Raw genomic sequence first — 13,932 nt, 5'->3', positions numbered from 1 at the left:
TGCGTAAAAACGGCGGGCTTAAAGGCCGCCGTTTATTACTTCTGCTCTTCCTGTTCAGAGTCCTCCGATGCAGAGGTCTGCTCTTTCTTATCATCAACCTTCGTGACAAGTATCTGATCGATTCTGTGCCGCTCAACGTCGATCACTTCAAAACGATAACCTTCGTAGACAAATCGGTCCGTCAGCTTCGGAATTTTTCTCAGCATATACATCATAAAACCCGCAACCGTTTCGTAGGTTTCATCCTCCGGCAGGGGACCAAAATCGAACACACGCTCTAAATCGTCAATCGGAGTCGCGCCGTCAATCAGCCAAGAGCCGTCATCGCGCTGCACAATCTGCGCCTCATCCGGCGTCAGAACAAATTCGCCCATCACAGTACTCATGATGTCATTGAGCGTAATCACACCAACAGTCAGCGCATATTCATTCAGCACCACCGCAAAGTCGGAGCGCTGATTTTTGAACAATTCCAGAACCTCTGAAAGAGTGAGCGAATCGGGAACCGCAGGGATTGAAGAAATGCAGTTCTGATCTTTAAGAGAGAAGGTCTTGCCTTCAATGACGCGGCGAAGCAGGTCTTTTGCGTCGACATAGCCGATAACATGGTCAATGTCGCGATCGCAGACCGGGAATTTATTGTGCGGGCTTTCCGCAATCTTCTTTGTGATGCTTTCGTAGCTCTCGTCAAGCGTGAAGTAAACCACATATTCACGCGCCGTCATCGCACTCGGAACAAGCCTGCTTTCCAAATCCATCACGTTTTCAATTGCTGCCTGCTCCGTCGGAGCGATAAGCCCCGCTGCCGCCCCTGCATCTACCGTCGCAACAATATCCTCACTCGTCAGACGGGTTTTATTCTGAGTCGGCAGCCCGAGCATCTTCATAATGGAATTGGAAATAATTGTGAGAACCCACACAAAAGGCTTGAGCAGGCGAATCAGCACCTGCATGGAACCGATGAGGCGGACGGATATCTCCTCAGGCTTTGACATCCCGATGCGTTTTGGGATGAGGTCGGCAAAAATAATGAAAAGAATCGTCACTACAACAAATGAACAGACAAACGACGTCGTGTCCAGATACTGCTGAGGAAGAATCGGCTCAAGAAGTGTGTTGAAAATTCCCTTAAACGCAGGCTCACCTACGATACCGCCGAGAATGGCGACCGCATTAATGCCGATTTGAATCACGGAAAAGAAGGGACCCGGCTTTTCCTGCAGATTCAGCACTTCCTGCGCTCGGCTGTCTCCGGCTTCCGCCATTTGCGTCAAACGAACACGACGCGAGCCGGCCAGTGAAATTTCAGAGATAGCAAAGTACGCCGCCGCAAGAATCAGCAGAAAAATAGCAAAAATTTTCAGTGTTAAATCCATAAAGTCCCCTCAAATTGATACACATAGGTACAAGCCTACCAAATAGAAAGGACCTGCGGCGGATACCAGACTATAGATAGGGGTTAATATTGCACAGACGAGCCTTCCTTAAATCATCTCTTAAGGTTTCGGCTTCGCCCATAAAATGAAGAATCAGTGCCAGAGAGTTGGCGTCCAGCTCAAACACCCGGCGCAGGTTTTCCGCCCGATGCGTTATACGAAACGTCGCGGAGCGGAATCGTCCGTTGCTTAAAAATTCATCAAAGGCACCCAGCTCCTGCAGTTCGTCAAAAACCTTCAGCGGAAAACCGCTCATTTCTCGGAACTCCTCGGGGCTCAGCGTCGTACGAATCTCAGTCACAATCGCAGTGCTCATAGCCGTTCCTCCTACAAATTCTCTCTAGGGTTAAACGTTGAAACCTCTGAGAGCCTCTTATAAAGCTCTTTCTCCTCTTCGGTGGGAGCGGGAGGAACAACAATAGAAATCACGAGATACATGTCTCCGGCAGCACCCTTCTTGTTCGGGAACCCCTTTCCCGCGATACGGATCTTTTGACCGGCTTTAGCACCGGCCGGCACCTTAACGGAAATCTTGCCGCCTGAAAGCGTCGGTATCACAGCTTCTGTGCCAAGCACCGCCTCATACGGTGCAAGCGGAACGGTCAGATAAACATCGCGCCCGTCAACACGGAAACGTCCGCCTTCACTGATGTTGATCGTAATGTAGAGATTGCCGTTCGGACCGCCGTTATAGCCCGGGCCGCCCTTGCCTGCCAAACGCATTCTCTGGCCGCTGATCGTTCCTGCGGGAACCTTGACCTCCAGAGTCTTGGTGACGTGACGCACCCTGCCGTCGGCTCCGGCCTCTGGTTCACGAAGCGAGAGACTGACTGTGGTGCCGTTAAAGGCCTGTTCCGGCGTAATCTGAACTTCCGCATTCAGATCCTCGCCCGCCTCTGGCTGACGAGCGCGAGAGGCGCCCATATGCGAGAACAGATCGGAAAAATCAAACCCGCTGTCGCCGAAATCAAATCCGCCAAAGCCGGAAGCACCGGCTCCGCCGAAACCGCCCCATCCCGGAGGCGGCTCAAAATTGCTTCCGTCGCGGCGCTGACCGAGCTGGTCATATGCGGCGCGTTTTTCAGGATCCGACAGCGTCTGATAGGCCTCATTGACGTCCTTGAATTTCGCCTCCGCGTCCTTCTCTTTAGAAACGTCGGGATGGTATTTGTGCGCAAGCTTTCGGAAGGCTTTCTTGATATCTGTCTCAGAAGCTCCGCGTTCCACTCCTAAAATTTTGTAGTAATCCTTGTATTCCATAACAAGTCCTCTTTAGAGATTTGATTAGTCTCTACTGTTTGTCCCGAATATGTTGAAGCCCAGACTAAAAATGGGCAGATGCGGACATTGAATTTAGTCCCTGAAAAACATTTTCCGGCGTGCTGCTTATGGTAAAAAATAATTACGTTGTTAATTCCATTTGGAGAAATCAAAATGAAAAAAACACTGACTGCCGCGGGCCTTGTCGCGGCTTCGTTCGCCTTTGCCGCAGCCGCCTCCGCGGGCACCGTTCTGGACAAAGTTAAATCCAGCGGAGTCGTCGTCTGCGGCGTGAACACTGCTGCGCCCGGCTTCTCAAACGCTGACAGCCAGGGAAACTGGACCGGTCTGGATGTTGATTACTGCCGCGCTCTGGCCGCCGCGGTCCTGGGCGATGCAACCAAAGTTAAGTTCGTTCCCCTCAACTCTCCACAGCGCTTCTCTGCGCTTCAGGCCGGAGAAATCGACGTGCTCGCCCGCAACACTACCTGGAACCTGACTCGTGACGCCTCCTTAGGCGCAGTCTTCGTCGGCACTAACTACTATGACGGACAGGGCTTCCTGGTTCCGAAGAAACTGAACGTCAAGTCTGCCAAACAGCTTAACGGCGCCACTATCTGCGTACAGTCCGGAACCAGCAGCGAACCGAGCGTCGCCGACTATTTCAAGTCCAACAACATGAAATACAAGGCTGTAGTCTTTGATACCACTGAAGCAACTCAGGGCGCTTTCCTCTCCGGACGCTGCCAGGTTTACACCACTGACATGAGCGACCTCGCCGGCGCCAGAACAAAGGCCGCCAACCCTGATGACTACATTATTCTTCCTGAAGTCATCTCCAAAGAACCGCTCGGACCTGCCGTTCGCCGCGGTGATAATGAATGGTTCCAGATCGCCCGCTGGGTGCTGAACGCCATGATTGAGGCCGAAGAAAAAGGCATTACATCCGCTAATGTCGACGAGCTACGTAAAACCAGCACCGACCCCAATGTGAAGCGTCTGACCGGTGCAGGCGACGATACCGGCAAACTTCTCGGTCTGGACAAGGATTGGTCCTATCGCATCGTCAAACAGGTCGGCAATTACGGTGAGAGCTTCGAAAAAAATCTCGGACCGAAGACTCCGCTTGCTCTGCCCCGCGGTATCAACAACCAGTGGACTAACGGCGGCATCCTGTATGCGCCTCCTGTCCGCTAAAATCTAGTTTCGACTAATAACAGCTATCACTGAGGCAGGTCTGTCCGACCTGTCTCATCATTATTATTAAAACTATGAATCGGCACGGCGACGAGGCTTTCCACAGGCGGGAGAAATCAAGAAAAAAGAAAGCGTTTATCTGGCAGTTCATTCTGCTTGCTGCGCTTTTAGTAATTTTCGGAAGCTTCGCATTTAACATCTCATCCAACCTCGCAGCAAGAAATATTCATTCCGGCTTCGGTTTCCTAAGCGAGAGCGCGGGTTTTGAACTGGGAGAATCGCTCATCAGCTTCAGCTCGACAGAATCGTACGGACGAGCGTTTTTGGCCGGCCTGCTCAATACCATTCGTGTTGCGGCAGTTTCCATTATTACCGCCACAGTCCTCGGCATCATCGTCGGCTTAATGAGACTGTCCAAACATCCGCTGCTGAAGTTTCTGGGGGCGGCGCATGTCGAGTTCTATCGAAACATCCCTCTTATCGTTCAGTTGCTGCTGATCTATCTGCTGATCACGGAACTGCTTCCCGATTCAACGGAAGCGCTGCATTTCGGCTCTTGGGCCCTGCTTTCCAAAGCCGGACTGCAGTACGCAGTCCCGACAGATTTTCATGCAGCCGCCGCAGCCTCAGCCGTTTCAGCGATCCTGTGTTTTATTTTCTGCAGAAGAACTTTTATTAAAACTTATACCGGCCTGATCTCCAGTACATTAGCGCTCGGCTGCGCCTTATTGGCGGGCGGCGCGGTCTGGTTCGCCGCGGGCATTATTTTCGGCTGGTCCAAACCTGAACTTCAGGGTTTTGCGATCGAAGGCGGCAGCTCCCTTTCTCCGGAATTCCTTGCTCTTTGGATCGGTCTGACACTGTTCACCTCCTCAGCAATTGCAGAGATTATTCGTGCCGGCGTACTCGCAGTCCCTAAGGGACAATGGAACGCGGCTCTTTCACTCGGCATGACGCAGATGGAAACCGTCAGCTACGTTATCTTTCCTCAGGCCCTCAAACTCGCTGTACCTCCGCTTGCCAGTCAGTATATGAATCTGACAAAGAACTCTTCCTTGGCGGTGGTGGTCGGCTATCCGGATCTTGTGTCGATCGGCAATTCAACGATCAACTTAAACGGACAGGCACTGGAAGTCATCGTCATCATCATGTCGGTATATCTGGTCCTGAACCTCATTATTTCCGTCCTGATGAATAAAGTTAATGCTTTGGTGACCAGGGGGGCGCGATGAAACATCATCAAAACCGCGGACTGGCATACTCTCTGCGCTCTTCGCTCTTTTATTCTCCAATCGCTTCCGTAATCACGCTCGGGCTATTTCTATTCGTGGGTGCCGCAGGCTGGTACGCTTGGAAATGGGGTGTTTCCGACGCTATTTTCAGAGCTGACTTTCAGGCCTGTCTGAAAAATCATGACGGAGCCTGCTGGGGATTTGTCGCGGAAAAGTGGCGTCTGATCATTTTCGGCCGCTTCCCCTACGATGAACAATGGCGGTCCGCCGTCGGCACCAGCGCAGTCCTTCTTATGCTGTTTGTCTCCGCATTCCCTCAAACCTGGACCAAGACCGGTATAAAGATCCTCGGTGCACTCTGGCTCGCCGCTCTGGCAGCGTTTTTCATCTTCATGAGAGGAGGTATTTTCGGCCTGAGCTCCATCGACCCGGACTATTGGGGCGGCCTGCCTCTGACAATCATTCTGACGCTTTTCGGCATGACGGCTTCAGCTCCGATCGGCATTCTTCTTGCGATCGGTCGCACTTCCAAACTAACCGCCATCCGTAATATCTGCATCGGTTATATCGAATTGGTCCGCGGCGTGCCGCTGATTACAGTTCTCTTCGTGGCCTCTTTCATCTTCCCGCTCATTCTCCCGCCGGGCTGGAGAATCGATGCGTTCTGGCGAATCGTCATCGGTATCGTGCTGTTTCAGGCCGCTTATATGGCTGAAACCGTCCGAGGCGGTCTGCAGACCATACCGAAGGGGCAGTTTGAGGCCGCGGCCGCACTCGGACTGAATAAGTTTCAGACTTATGTTTCAGCGATCCTGCCGCAGGCGCTCGCCGCGATTATCCCGGCTTTTGTCAATAATCTGCTTTCAACCTTCATGGACACTTCCCTTGTCACGATCGTCTCCATGTATGACCTCACCGGAAGCCTTCGTCTCGCTTTGGGTGATCCCAATTGGCGCAACTTCTTCCTTGAAGGGTATTTGTTCATCGCCATAATCTACTTTGTATTCAGCTTTATTATGTCCCGCTACAGTGTTTGGCTGGAACAGCGAATTCTAAAAAAGAAACAAATGGCGGCTCAGGAAGGACAAAAAAATGACGATGCAGATCGTGTTGGAACATGAAGTAAAAATCGGAAGTGAAGAAAACCGCTTCGAGCGTGAGCAGGTATGGCAGGCGCTGACTTACGTCTTACTGAATCGACATAAATTCAGTGACCTCTTTACCGAAATCGAGGCGATCGAACGCAAAGAAGAACCTGGGAAAATAACCCAGAAACTGCGCGTGCAGATGCACAGCGGCCACTGCATTGAAGAAGTGCTCGAATTTTTCCCTGAGGATCGCGTTCTTACGACAATTGACTCGGCTGCGCATAATCCGAGATCCACACTCGAAATCAGAATCGTGCGCAATGACAACGGTCAGTACGCGCTGCACTTCACGTATAAAGAAGATTTAAAGGAAAAGGCAGAAAGAAAATTGGAACACCCGCGCGAAATACAAGGGCTCATCCATAACGCGTGGAAATTAAAAGATGAAGAGCTGACCGCAGGGGTACTCGGACTGCTACTGAAAGGGAATGTAAAGTAACTGCGCTAAGGCCGCCTGCGCAGACCGTCTGAAGCAAACAAGAAACCCTCCGAAGGAGATTCCGACGGAGGGTTTGGAAACTATGAATCAGACAAAATCGCTTTGTATAAGCGAGACTCTGTCTTAGATCGCACCGACGAGGTCGATAGACGGCTTCAGAGTGTCTTTACCGGGTTTCCATTTGGCCGGGCAGACCATGCCGGGGTTGGCTTCAATGAACTGAGCAGCCTGAACCTTGCGCAGAAGTTCCTTAGCGTCACGACCGATGCCTTCGTCATGGATTTCGCAGGCAACGATACGGCCGTTCGGATTGATCACGAAAGTGCCGCGCTGAGCAAGACCGGCAGACTCAATCATCACGCCGAAATTGCGAGAGAGCTGACCTGTCGGATCGCCAAGCATCGGGAACTGAACCTTTTTAATGGCTTCAGAAGAGTCGTGCCAAGCTTTGTGAGCAAAATGCGTATCTGTGGAAACAGAGTAAATTTCGCAGCCGATCTTCTGGAATTCAGCATAGTTGTCAGCGAGATCTTCAAGCTCTGTCGGGCAGACAAATGTGAAGTCAGCCGGGTAGAAGAAAACAACAGACCACTTACCTTTCAGATCGGCGTCAGTGATGGTCTTGAATTCGAATTTTTCAAAAGCCTCAGCTGTGAACGGCTGAAGCTGTGTTCCGATAAGGGACATTCATTTCTCCTTTAATAAAAGTGCGACAACAATATCGGACAACTTCCGGCAAATCAAACCCCTTACTGGCCATTATGGGGTTTCTTTTAATAACAACTTATATATTCTATTTATATTCAATAAGTTAAATATCATTTATTTCAATTTTTTCTTTGTAACTCCATATTTCTTGCTTATTCGAACAAATCTTCATAAGATAGGCGCTTTTAGAGGAGTTACCCACCAATGACTGCATCTGCATCACCTCAGGCTGCCGCGCTCGCGCCGGTCCCTTCCATTGTCACTGATACACTTGATCGGCTCTCCCTGATACCGATCATTAAAAGCGCTCTGGAACAAATTAAAAAAGATGAAACTCTGACGATTGAGGATCAGATCAGTCTGACTGAAGTTGAAGCGCCCCCATTCCATGAAGAAGCTCGCGCTGAATACTTTGCGCGTCAATTGAAGGAACTTGGCCTTAAGAATGTCCGAATTGACGGCATCGGTAATGTTATCGGCGTTCGTCCCGGAAACGGAAACGGCCCCCGCCTGGTGCTGGGTGCGCACCTTGACACCGTTTTTCCAAAGGGCACAAACGTTAAAGTCCGTCGGGAAAACGGCATTCTCTATGCCCCCGGTATTTCCGACGATGCCAGAGGTCTTACGGTTCTTTTAGAAGTTCTGCGAACACTTAACGCTTTTGACATTAAAACCGAAGGCGACCTTCTTTTTATTGCCACCGTCGGTGAAGAGGGAAACGGCGACTTACGCGGCTCCAAACACCTTTTTGCTGCCGGAGAAGAACATATCGACGGTTTTATTTCCGTTGACGGTGCCGATGTCGGCGTACTGCTTCACGGCTCCACCGGCTCCCGCCGATTCCGCGTCACATTCAGCGGCCCCGGAGGACACAGCTGGAGCAATTTCGGTATTCCGAATGCCAACCATGCGCTCGGCCGCGCAATCGCGAAAATCGCTGATCTTCAGGTTTCCGAGTCGCCAAAAACGACCTTCTCCGTCGGTACTGTTCAGGGCGGAAGTTCAATCAATGCGATCCCCGCAAAGGCTCAGCTGGAACTCGATACCCGCTCAATCAACAACGATGAGCTGAACAAACTTGTTGAACGTATTCTCCCGATCTTCGAAGAAGCTTGCGAAGCCGAAAACAAGCGCTGGAACGCGACAGAAGAGACGAAAATAAAACTGAGCATTGAACCTATCGGACACCGTCCTGCCGGAGATCAGCAAAACGACAGCCCGATCCTCCTTGCGGCTCGTGCCTCTATGAACCATCTCGGAATTGCTCTCACCACATACGGCTGTGCAAGTACCGACCAAAACGTTGCATTGAGCCTTGGTATTCCAGCTACTACGCTTGGAGGCGGTGGAAAAGAGGGCTATAACCACTCCCTAAAAGAATGGTATGACCCGACAGATTCCTACCTCGGCCCTCAGCTCACATTCCTGAGCGCACTTGCTCTTGTCGGTCTCGAGGCTGAAACTCTGCCTCTTTTACCAAAAAGAAAGTAATCTAAACGGGTAACTTAATACACCCTTCATGCTTGGGCCGAACTAATTGGGCTAAACTTTCTCCGTCTAGTTCTATTTAATTCCATTCGGATGAAGGGCGTGTTAATAAAAATAAAGATTGCGGCGGCTATGCTCGCGCTGATCGGCCTCGGGATTCAGACCGGTTATGCTCAGGAAACCGGAGTAAAAGAGGCTAATAAGGCTGAAAAACAACTCAGCAGTGATAGTGAAATACCAAAAGTTCACCTCAACAGCCGACTGCTTTTTCAAATCATAGCCAGTGAAGTCGCCCTTCAGCGCGGACAGGCGGGCGCTGCTTTCCGCACTTATCTCGCGATAGCTGACGAAACCAAAGACCCCAGATTAGCCGAACGAGCCGTTCAAATTGCAGTCGCGGCTAACGCGCTGAAAGAATTCCGACAGGCAACAGCAACTTGGCTCAAGCTCGCACCTTCCAACCGGGATGCCCAGCGTCATTATTTGTCTGCAAACATTCTCTCCGGCAACTACGCTGTCGCGTTGCCGATTGAGTCCGCCTACCTGGAGAATTCTCCGGAAAGAGGAAAAAACATCCTCGAACTTCAGGCTCAGCTCGCCCTGGCGAAAGACCGCAAACAAGCCCTGCAGTTTTTCCAGTCGGCTACCGTCAAATACCGGGATCTCTATGAAACCCAGCTGGGACTTGCGCGTCTCGAGCTGCTGAACGGCAACATGAATACTGCCCTCGAATACGCGAAAAAAGCGTACTCGATCAATGCCAACGAGGAGACCGTTTCGGTCCTTGCGGGAATGCTTGCCGGAGTACAGCCCGAAGAAGCGATGAAGCTTCTCACTAATTTTCTTCAGAAAAAGCCTGACAGCAAGGCTGCCAGAAACGCTTACACGCAGCTTCTGCTTAAAAAAGGAGATTACAAATCCTTTGACAAACTGGTTTCGCAATACACCAATGACCCGGAATTCGTTCTCTCTGCAAGCGCCAGTCTGCTTGAACTAAGACGCTTTGAGTCCGCAAAGGAGCTGCTGGAAGGTTTTGTGAAGCAAAATCAGAACAAGTCGGATCAGAATGAGAATCTCTCCAGAGCCTATCTAATGCTCAGCGATGCAGCGATTCAGGATAAAGATTTTCCTAAAGCTGTCCAATACTGCTCCAAAGTAACAGGAAAGCTGGCCTCCGCAGCTTTTCTCCAAATGGCAAATATCTATGCTCGCCAAAATGATTTCCCTGCAGCCCTAAAAAGCCTGTCTCAAATCGGTACGGAGAATGACGCAATTTCAGAGGAGAGGTATCTCCTGGAGGCACGAATCTATCTGGAGATGAATAATCGCGCAAAGGCTAAAGCGGCGCTGAATGAAGGACTGAAAAAGCTCGCTTACTCAAAAAGCATGTACTACGAAGCCGCAATGCTTGCCGAGCAGGACGGCGATCTGAAGACTGCAGAAAAACACCTGAAGAAAGCGATTGAAATCGACCCTGATTTCTCGGGTGCATATAACTCGCTTGGCTATTCACTGCTTGAATCTGCGCCGAGAAGAATTAAGGAGGCTGAGCGCTATATCAATCGAGCCTATGAGTTAGACCCGACGGATCCGTTTATTCTTGATTCAAAGGGCTGGCTGGCTTTTAAACAGAAGAAGTATGCCGAAGCTGAAAAATATCTGAACGAAGCACTCGATAAATTACCTGAACTCGATGTGTACCTCCATTTAACAGAACTTTATTGGACAACCGGGAAAAAGAGTCGGGCTTTGGAATTACTGAAGAAGGCTGAAAAAGAGTGGCCGGACAGCATTGAAACCAAACTTCTCAAGTCAAGACTGAAAATAAAAGATGCGGCAGCTAAGTAAAATCTTTTTTCTTTTCCTGACTGCACTTCTGAGTGCATGCAGCACCCTGTCTGTCCCTGAAAATACAGAAGTATGGACAGGGCGATTTTCCGTCCTCAGCCAATCTGCCTCATCCGCGGAACGACACAGCGGAAATTTCCGTTTTACGGTCAGTCCTGAAAAAAAGACGCTTTTGATCACCGGACCGCTTGGAGCATCCGTCGCCAAGATAGAAGAAAACAGCACCGTTTCAACGATGGAAACAAGAGAGGGAATCCGTCGTGCGCGCAGCACCTCTGAACTTCTGAACCAAGCGGTAGGCGTTCCGGTCAATTTTGAAGAGCTTCAGAGCTGGTTAGAAGGCTCTTCGAAAGCCTCCGCAGCTGCGCAGGGATGGAAAGTTGAAATTTCGCGAGCTCCGAACGGCGATGTTCAAAGAATTTTCGGCAAAGGAAAAGCACCCGCTTCTGACATGAATATCACGATTACGCTTCTGCCTAAAAAAGAAAAGTGAACACTTACTTAAACCTTCCCGCCCCGGCTAAACTGAACCTGTTCCTGCACGTCACCGGAAGAAAGTCTGACGGCATGCATCTGCTGGAATCGATTTTCGTTCTAATTGACTTACGCGATCAGATCGACCTTGAGGAGCTTCCCTCGGGCGCAATTGAACGCGTCGGAGATATCGAGTGGGACGTGGAGAAAGATCTCTGCTGGCGTGCAGCAAAACTTCTTCAAAGACTTGCTCCTCAAAAAGGCTGTCGAATTACAGTTCGTAAACAAATTCCTCACGGTGCCGGCATGGGTGGAGGATCTTCCGACGCCGCGACCTGTCTGATCGGTCTAAATCGCCTTTGGGGACTGAATTTAAGCAGAACCGAGCTCATGCGTTTGGGATTGGAACTTGGTGCAGATGTCCCCTTTTTCATATTTGGCCAAGATGCATTTGCGGAGGGAGTCGGTGAAGTACTGACCCCCTGTCCGATCCCTGACTTTAAGGCCCTAGTCGTTTTCCCGAATGTTTCTGTGCCTACTGCCAAGGTGTTCGGAAGCCCTGATTTGACAAGAAATACTAAATCTATCAGAATGTTGCACTTTCCAGGACTGGTCTCCGCCTTTCCGCTTGCGCTCATCGGGCGCAACGATTTAGAGCCCGTAACGCGCAGTTTATGTCCTGCCGTAGAGGACGCTTTCAGACTAATGAAGCCGATAAGCCGTCCTCGAATGACAGGATCAGGATCGGCAGTTTTTTCCGCTGTAGAATTAGGTTCGGAAGTCTGTCCGCTTGCTCCTCTGCCTTCGGGCTGGAAGCAGTGGATAGTCAAGAGTTTAAAGATTCATCCGCTCAGTGGGTGGATTGAGTCGTAGTACGTTGGAAACACAGGGGAGTCGCCAAGTGGTTAAGGCACCGGGTTTTGATCCCGGCATACGAAGGTTCGAATCCTTCCTCCCCTGCCATACCGACGTCTGTGAGTTCTTTTAACGCTGTTATCTTTCCCGATAGAGCAAACATCATGGTCCAAATGGTTCCAGACAGCCTGATGGTCTTCTCAGGCAATGCTAATCCGAAATTAGCGCAAGCTGTTGTTCAGCATCTCAACATTCCTCTGGGAAGAGCCACTGTAAGTCGCTTCTCAGACGGCGAAGTTCAGGTAGAACTGAATGAGAATGTCCGCGGCAGAGACGTATTTATCGTTCAGCCGACTTGTGTTCCCACCAATGACAATTTGATGGAACTTGTCATTATGGTTGACGCTCTCAGAAGAGCTTCTGCTGCCCGAATCACTGCTGTTATTCCTTACTACGGTTATGCACGTCAGGACCGCAGACCGCGCTCCACTCGTGTTGCCATCAGCGCGAAAGTGGTTGCCAATATGCTTCAGGCAGCCGGAATCGACCGCGTTCTGACAATGGATCTTCACGCTGACCAGATCCAGGGCTTTTTCGATGTTCCTGTCGATAACATTTACGCCAGCCCGATCCTTTTAGGTGACCTCTGGAAGCACAACTATTCCGATCTTGTTGTCGTTTCTCCGGACGTTGGCGGAGTGGTTCGCGCAAGAGCTGTGGCAAAACGCATGGAATGCGATCTTGCCATTATCGATAAGCGTCGTCCCAGAGCGAACGTCTCCGAAGTAATGAATATCATCGGAGAAATTGAAGGAAGAACCTGCGTCATTGTTGATGACATTGTTGATACCGCCGGAACTCTTTGTCATGCCGCCGATGCTCTGAAAGAGCGCGGCGCCAAGAAAGTTCTCGCCTATGCAACACATCCGGTTTTCTCCGGCAACGCCGTAGAAAAAATTACAAATTCTGCTCTTGATGAGGTCGTTGTTACTGATACAATCCCGCTTCGTCAAGACGCTCTTGCCTGTCAGAAGATTAGACAGCTGAGCTGCTCTTCTCTTCTGGGCGAGACGATCTCTCGCATTGCTTGCGAGTCCTCAGTAAGCAGTCTGTTTGCTGAGTAGTTATGTCCCCTCTGCCGGCTGGTCGCGGCCGGCAGTATTATTTTTGGAGATTTTTAAATGAAATTCACTGCTGTCACACGTAAAGCGCAAGGTACGGGTGCGAGCCGCCGCCTTCGCCGTGCGGATAAGCTTCCCGGAATCGTCTATGGTGGTAAAGTCGCTGCGACTCCCATCGAGTTAGATCACAACGAAATTTTCCATGCTCTTCGCAAGGAAAAATTCCATGCATCTATTCTTGAGATGGTTCTTGACGGAAAGAGCGAACGTGTTCTGCTCCGTTCTTTCCAGATGCATCCTTACAAGCCTCAGGTTCTCCACATCGACTTCCAGAGAGTCGCTGCTGATGAACCGATCCGCATGAACGTGCCTCTGCACTTTGTCGGCGAAGAAACCAGCCCGGCCGTTGTTGCTGAAAAAGCCAACATCAACCACGCTATCTCCGAGCTTCTCGTTTCCTGCCTGCCGGATCAGCTGCCTGAACACATCACTGTTGACCTCTCCGGTCTTACAGTTGAAAAACCGATCCACGTTTCCGACATTACTCTTCCTGAAGGCGTTACAGCCATCCTCAAACCGAACGAGGATCCGACTGTTGCTTCTGCTGTCATCATGGCTGAGGAAGTTGACGAAGCTCCTGCTGAGGAAGTTCCGGCTGACGCCGTTCCTGCTACAGCAGAGAAGTCTGAGGAAGCACCGGCTCAGTAATCATCTGATTACTCAAAA

General features: G+C 50.5%; 14 protein-coding genes and 1 tRNA gene. 11 read left to right on the top strand and 4 right to left on the bottom strand.

What is annotated here, in order from left to right; all coding sequences use genetic code 11:
* Positions 1–35: 35 nt before the first annotated feature.
* The 3 genes from paeA to AC6I1F_RS00180 form a co-directional block, all read right to left on the bottom strand.
* A complete protein-coding gene (gene paeA / locus AC6I1F_RS00190; protein WP_160334245.1) occupies positions 36–1,376 on the bottom strand; it encodes a polyamine export protein PaeA in 1,341 nt (446 codons plus the stop codon).
* Between the two features lie 70 nt (positions 1,377–1,446).
* Positions 1,447–1,752 (bottom strand): hypothetical protein, encoded by a 306-nt coding sequence (locus AC6I1F_RS00185; RefSeq protein ID WP_160334246.1) that lies wholly within the window; start codon positions 1,750–1,752, stop codon positions 1,447–1,449.
* A gap of 11 nt (positions 1,753–1,763) precedes the next feature.
* Positions 1,764–2,696 (bottom strand): DnaJ C-terminal domain-containing protein, encoded by a 933-nt coding sequence (locus AC6I1F_RS00180; RefSeq protein WP_251449756.1) that lies wholly within the window; start codon positions 2,694–2,696, stop codon positions 1,764–1,766.
* A gap of 174 nt (positions 2,697–2,870) precedes the next feature.
* On the opposite strand from AC6I1F_RS00180, the gene AC6I1F_RS00175 reads away from it, so the two are divergent.
* The 4 genes from AC6I1F_RS00175 (at position 2,871) to AC6I1F_RS00160 (ending at position 6,712) form a co-directional block, all read left to right on the top strand.
* Positions 2,871–3,893: an amino acid ABC transporter substrate-binding protein gene (locus AC6I1F_RS00175; RefSeq protein WP_160334248.1), complete on the top strand. Its 1,023-nt coding sequence runs from the start codon at positions 2,871–2,873 to the stop codon at positions 3,891–3,893.
* A gap of 74 nt (positions 3,894–3,967) precedes the next feature.
* Positions 3,968–5,125, top strand: coding sequence for an amino acid ABC transporter permease (locus AC6I1F_RS00170; RefSeq protein WP_160334249.1), 1,158 nt, complete (start codon positions 3,968–3,970; stop codon positions 5,123–5,125).
* Positions 5,122–6,246 carry an amino acid ABC transporter permease gene (locus AC6I1F_RS00165; RefSeq protein WP_289163035.1) on the top strand — a complete coding sequence of 375 codons (1,125 nt, stop codon included), beginning with the start codon at positions 5,122–5,124 and terminating at the stop codon, positions 6,244–6,246. The genes AC6I1F_RS00170 and AC6I1F_RS00165 overlap by 4 nt, the downstream gene beginning before the upstream one ends.
* The gene (locus AC6I1F_RS00160) at positions 6,218–6,712 is read left to right on the top strand and encodes an AtaL-like protein (RefSeq protein WP_251449750.1); all 495 of its coding nucleotides are present in this window, start codon (positions 6,218–6,220) and stop codon (positions 6,710–6,712) included. The genes AC6I1F_RS00165 and AC6I1F_RS00160 overlap by 29 nt, the downstream gene beginning before the upstream one ends.
* 123 nt (positions 6,713–6,835) lie before the next feature.
* On the opposite strand, the gene ahpC is transcribed toward AC6I1F_RS00160, so the two are convergent.
* Positions 6,836–7,399: an alkyl hydroperoxide reductase subunit C gene (ahpC, locus tag AC6I1F_RS00155; RefSeq protein ID WP_160334252.1), complete on the bottom strand. Its 564-nt coding sequence runs from the start codon at positions 7,397–7,399 to the stop codon at positions 6,836–6,838.
* A 225-nt stretch (positions 7,400–7,624) separates the two neighbouring features.
* On the opposite strand from ahpC, the gene AC6I1F_RS00150 reads away from it, so the two are divergent.
* The 7 genes from AC6I1F_RS00150 (at position 7,625) to AC6I1F_RS00120 (ending at position 13,914) form a co-directional block, all read left to right on the top strand.
* Positions 7,625–8,911 carry a M20/M25/M40 family metallo-hydrolase gene (locus AC6I1F_RS00150; protein ID WP_251570188.1) on the top strand — a complete coding sequence of 429 codons (1,287 nt, stop codon included), beginning with the start codon at positions 7,625–7,627 and terminating at the stop codon, positions 8,909–8,911.
* Positions 8,912–9,010: 99 nt separating this feature from the next.
* Positions 9,011–10,756, top strand: a complete 1,746-nt coding sequence (locus AC6I1F_RS00145; protein WP_251570187.1) for a tetratricopeptide repeat protein — start codon at positions 9,011–9,013, stop codon at positions 10,754–10,756.
* Positions 10,740–11,249, top strand: coding sequence for a lipoprotein insertase outer membrane protein LolB (locus tag AC6I1F_RS00140; RefSeq protein WP_160334255.1), 510 nt, complete (start codon positions 10,740–10,742; stop codon positions 11,247–11,249). Before AC6I1F_RS00145 ends, AC6I1F_RS00140 begins: the two co-directional genes overlap by 17 nt.
* Positions 11,246–12,103, top strand: a complete 858-nt coding sequence (gene ispE, locus AC6I1F_RS00135) for a 4-(cytidine 5'-diphospho)-2-C-methyl-D-erythritol kinase (protein WP_160334256.1) — start codon at positions 11,246–11,248, stop codon at positions 12,101–12,103. The genes AC6I1F_RS00140 and ispE overlap by 4 nt, the downstream gene beginning before the upstream one ends.
* A gap of 14 nt (positions 12,104–12,117) precedes the next feature.
* Positions 12,118–12,193 (top strand) — tRNA-Gln (locus AC6I1F_RS00130).
* 65 nt (positions 12,194–12,258) lie between these two features.
* On the top strand, positions 12,259–13,209 hold the full coding sequence (locus AC6I1F_RS00125; RefSeq protein WP_202074516.1) for a ribose-phosphate pyrophosphokinase: 951 nt from the start codon (positions 12,259–12,261) through the stop codon (positions 13,207–13,209).
* 57 nt (positions 13,210–13,266) lie between these two features.
* Positions 13,267–13,914, top strand: coding sequence for a 50S ribosomal protein L25/general stress protein Ctc (locus AC6I1F_RS00120; protein ID WP_160334258.1), 648 nt, complete (start codon positions 13,267–13,269; stop codon positions 13,912–13,914).
* The last annotated feature ends 18 nt before the right edge of the window (positions 13,915–13,932 follow it).

It is taken from the genome of Parasutterella sp. St.1A3 (genome assembly GCF_059728705.1).
This window is presented reverse-complemented; position numbering and strand designations above follow the sequence as displayed.

Bases quoted from the DNA above. Each gene is read 5' to 3' on its own strand.
- AC6I1F_RS00185 (WP_160334246.1), bottom strand. From the start codon at position 1,752: ATGAGCACTGCGATTGTGACTGAGATTCGTACGACGCTGAGCCCCGAG.
- ahpC (WP_160334252.1), bottom strand. From the start codon at position 7,399: ATGTCCCTTATCGGAACACAGCTTCAGCCGTTCACAGCTGAGGCTTTT.
- paeA (WP_160334245.1), bottom strand. From the start codon at position 1,376: ATGGATTTAACACTGAAAATTTTTGCTATTTTTCTGCTGATTCTTGCG.
- AC6I1F_RS00165 (WP_289163035.1), top strand. From the start codon at position 5,122: ATGAAACATCATCAAAACCGCGGACTGGCATACTCTCTGCGCTCTTCG.
- AC6I1F_RS00120 (WP_160334258.1), top strand. From the start codon at position 13,267: ATGAAATTCACTGCTGTCACACGTAAAGCGCAAGGTACGGGTGCGAGC.
- AC6I1F_RS00180 (WP_251449756.1), bottom strand. From the start codon at position 2,696: ATGGAATACAAGGATTACTACAAAATTTTAGGAGTGGAACGCGGAGCT.
- AC6I1F_RS00125 (WP_202074516.1), top strand. From the start codon at position 12,259: ATGGTTCCAGACAGCCTGATGGTCTTCTCAGGCAATGCTAATCCGAAA.
- AC6I1F_RS00140 (WP_160334255.1), top strand. From the start codon at position 10,740: ATGCGGCAGCTAAGTAAAATCTTTTTTCTTTTCCTGACTGCACTTCTG.
- AC6I1F_RS00175 (WP_160334248.1), top strand. From the start codon at position 2,871: ATGAAAAAAACACTGACTGCCGCGGGCCTTGTCGCGGCTTCGTTCGCC.
- AC6I1F_RS00160 (WP_251449750.1), top strand. From the start codon at position 6,218: ATGACGATGCAGATCGTGTTGGAACATGAAGTAAAAATCGGAAGTGAA.
- AC6I1F_RS00170 (WP_160334249.1), top strand. From the start codon at position 3,968: ATGAATCGGCACGGCGACGAGGCTTTCCACAGGCGGGAGAAATCAAGA.
- AC6I1F_RS00150 (WP_251570188.1), top strand. From the start codon at position 7,625: ATGACTGCATCTGCATCACCTCAGGCTGCCGCGCTCGCGCCGGTCCCT.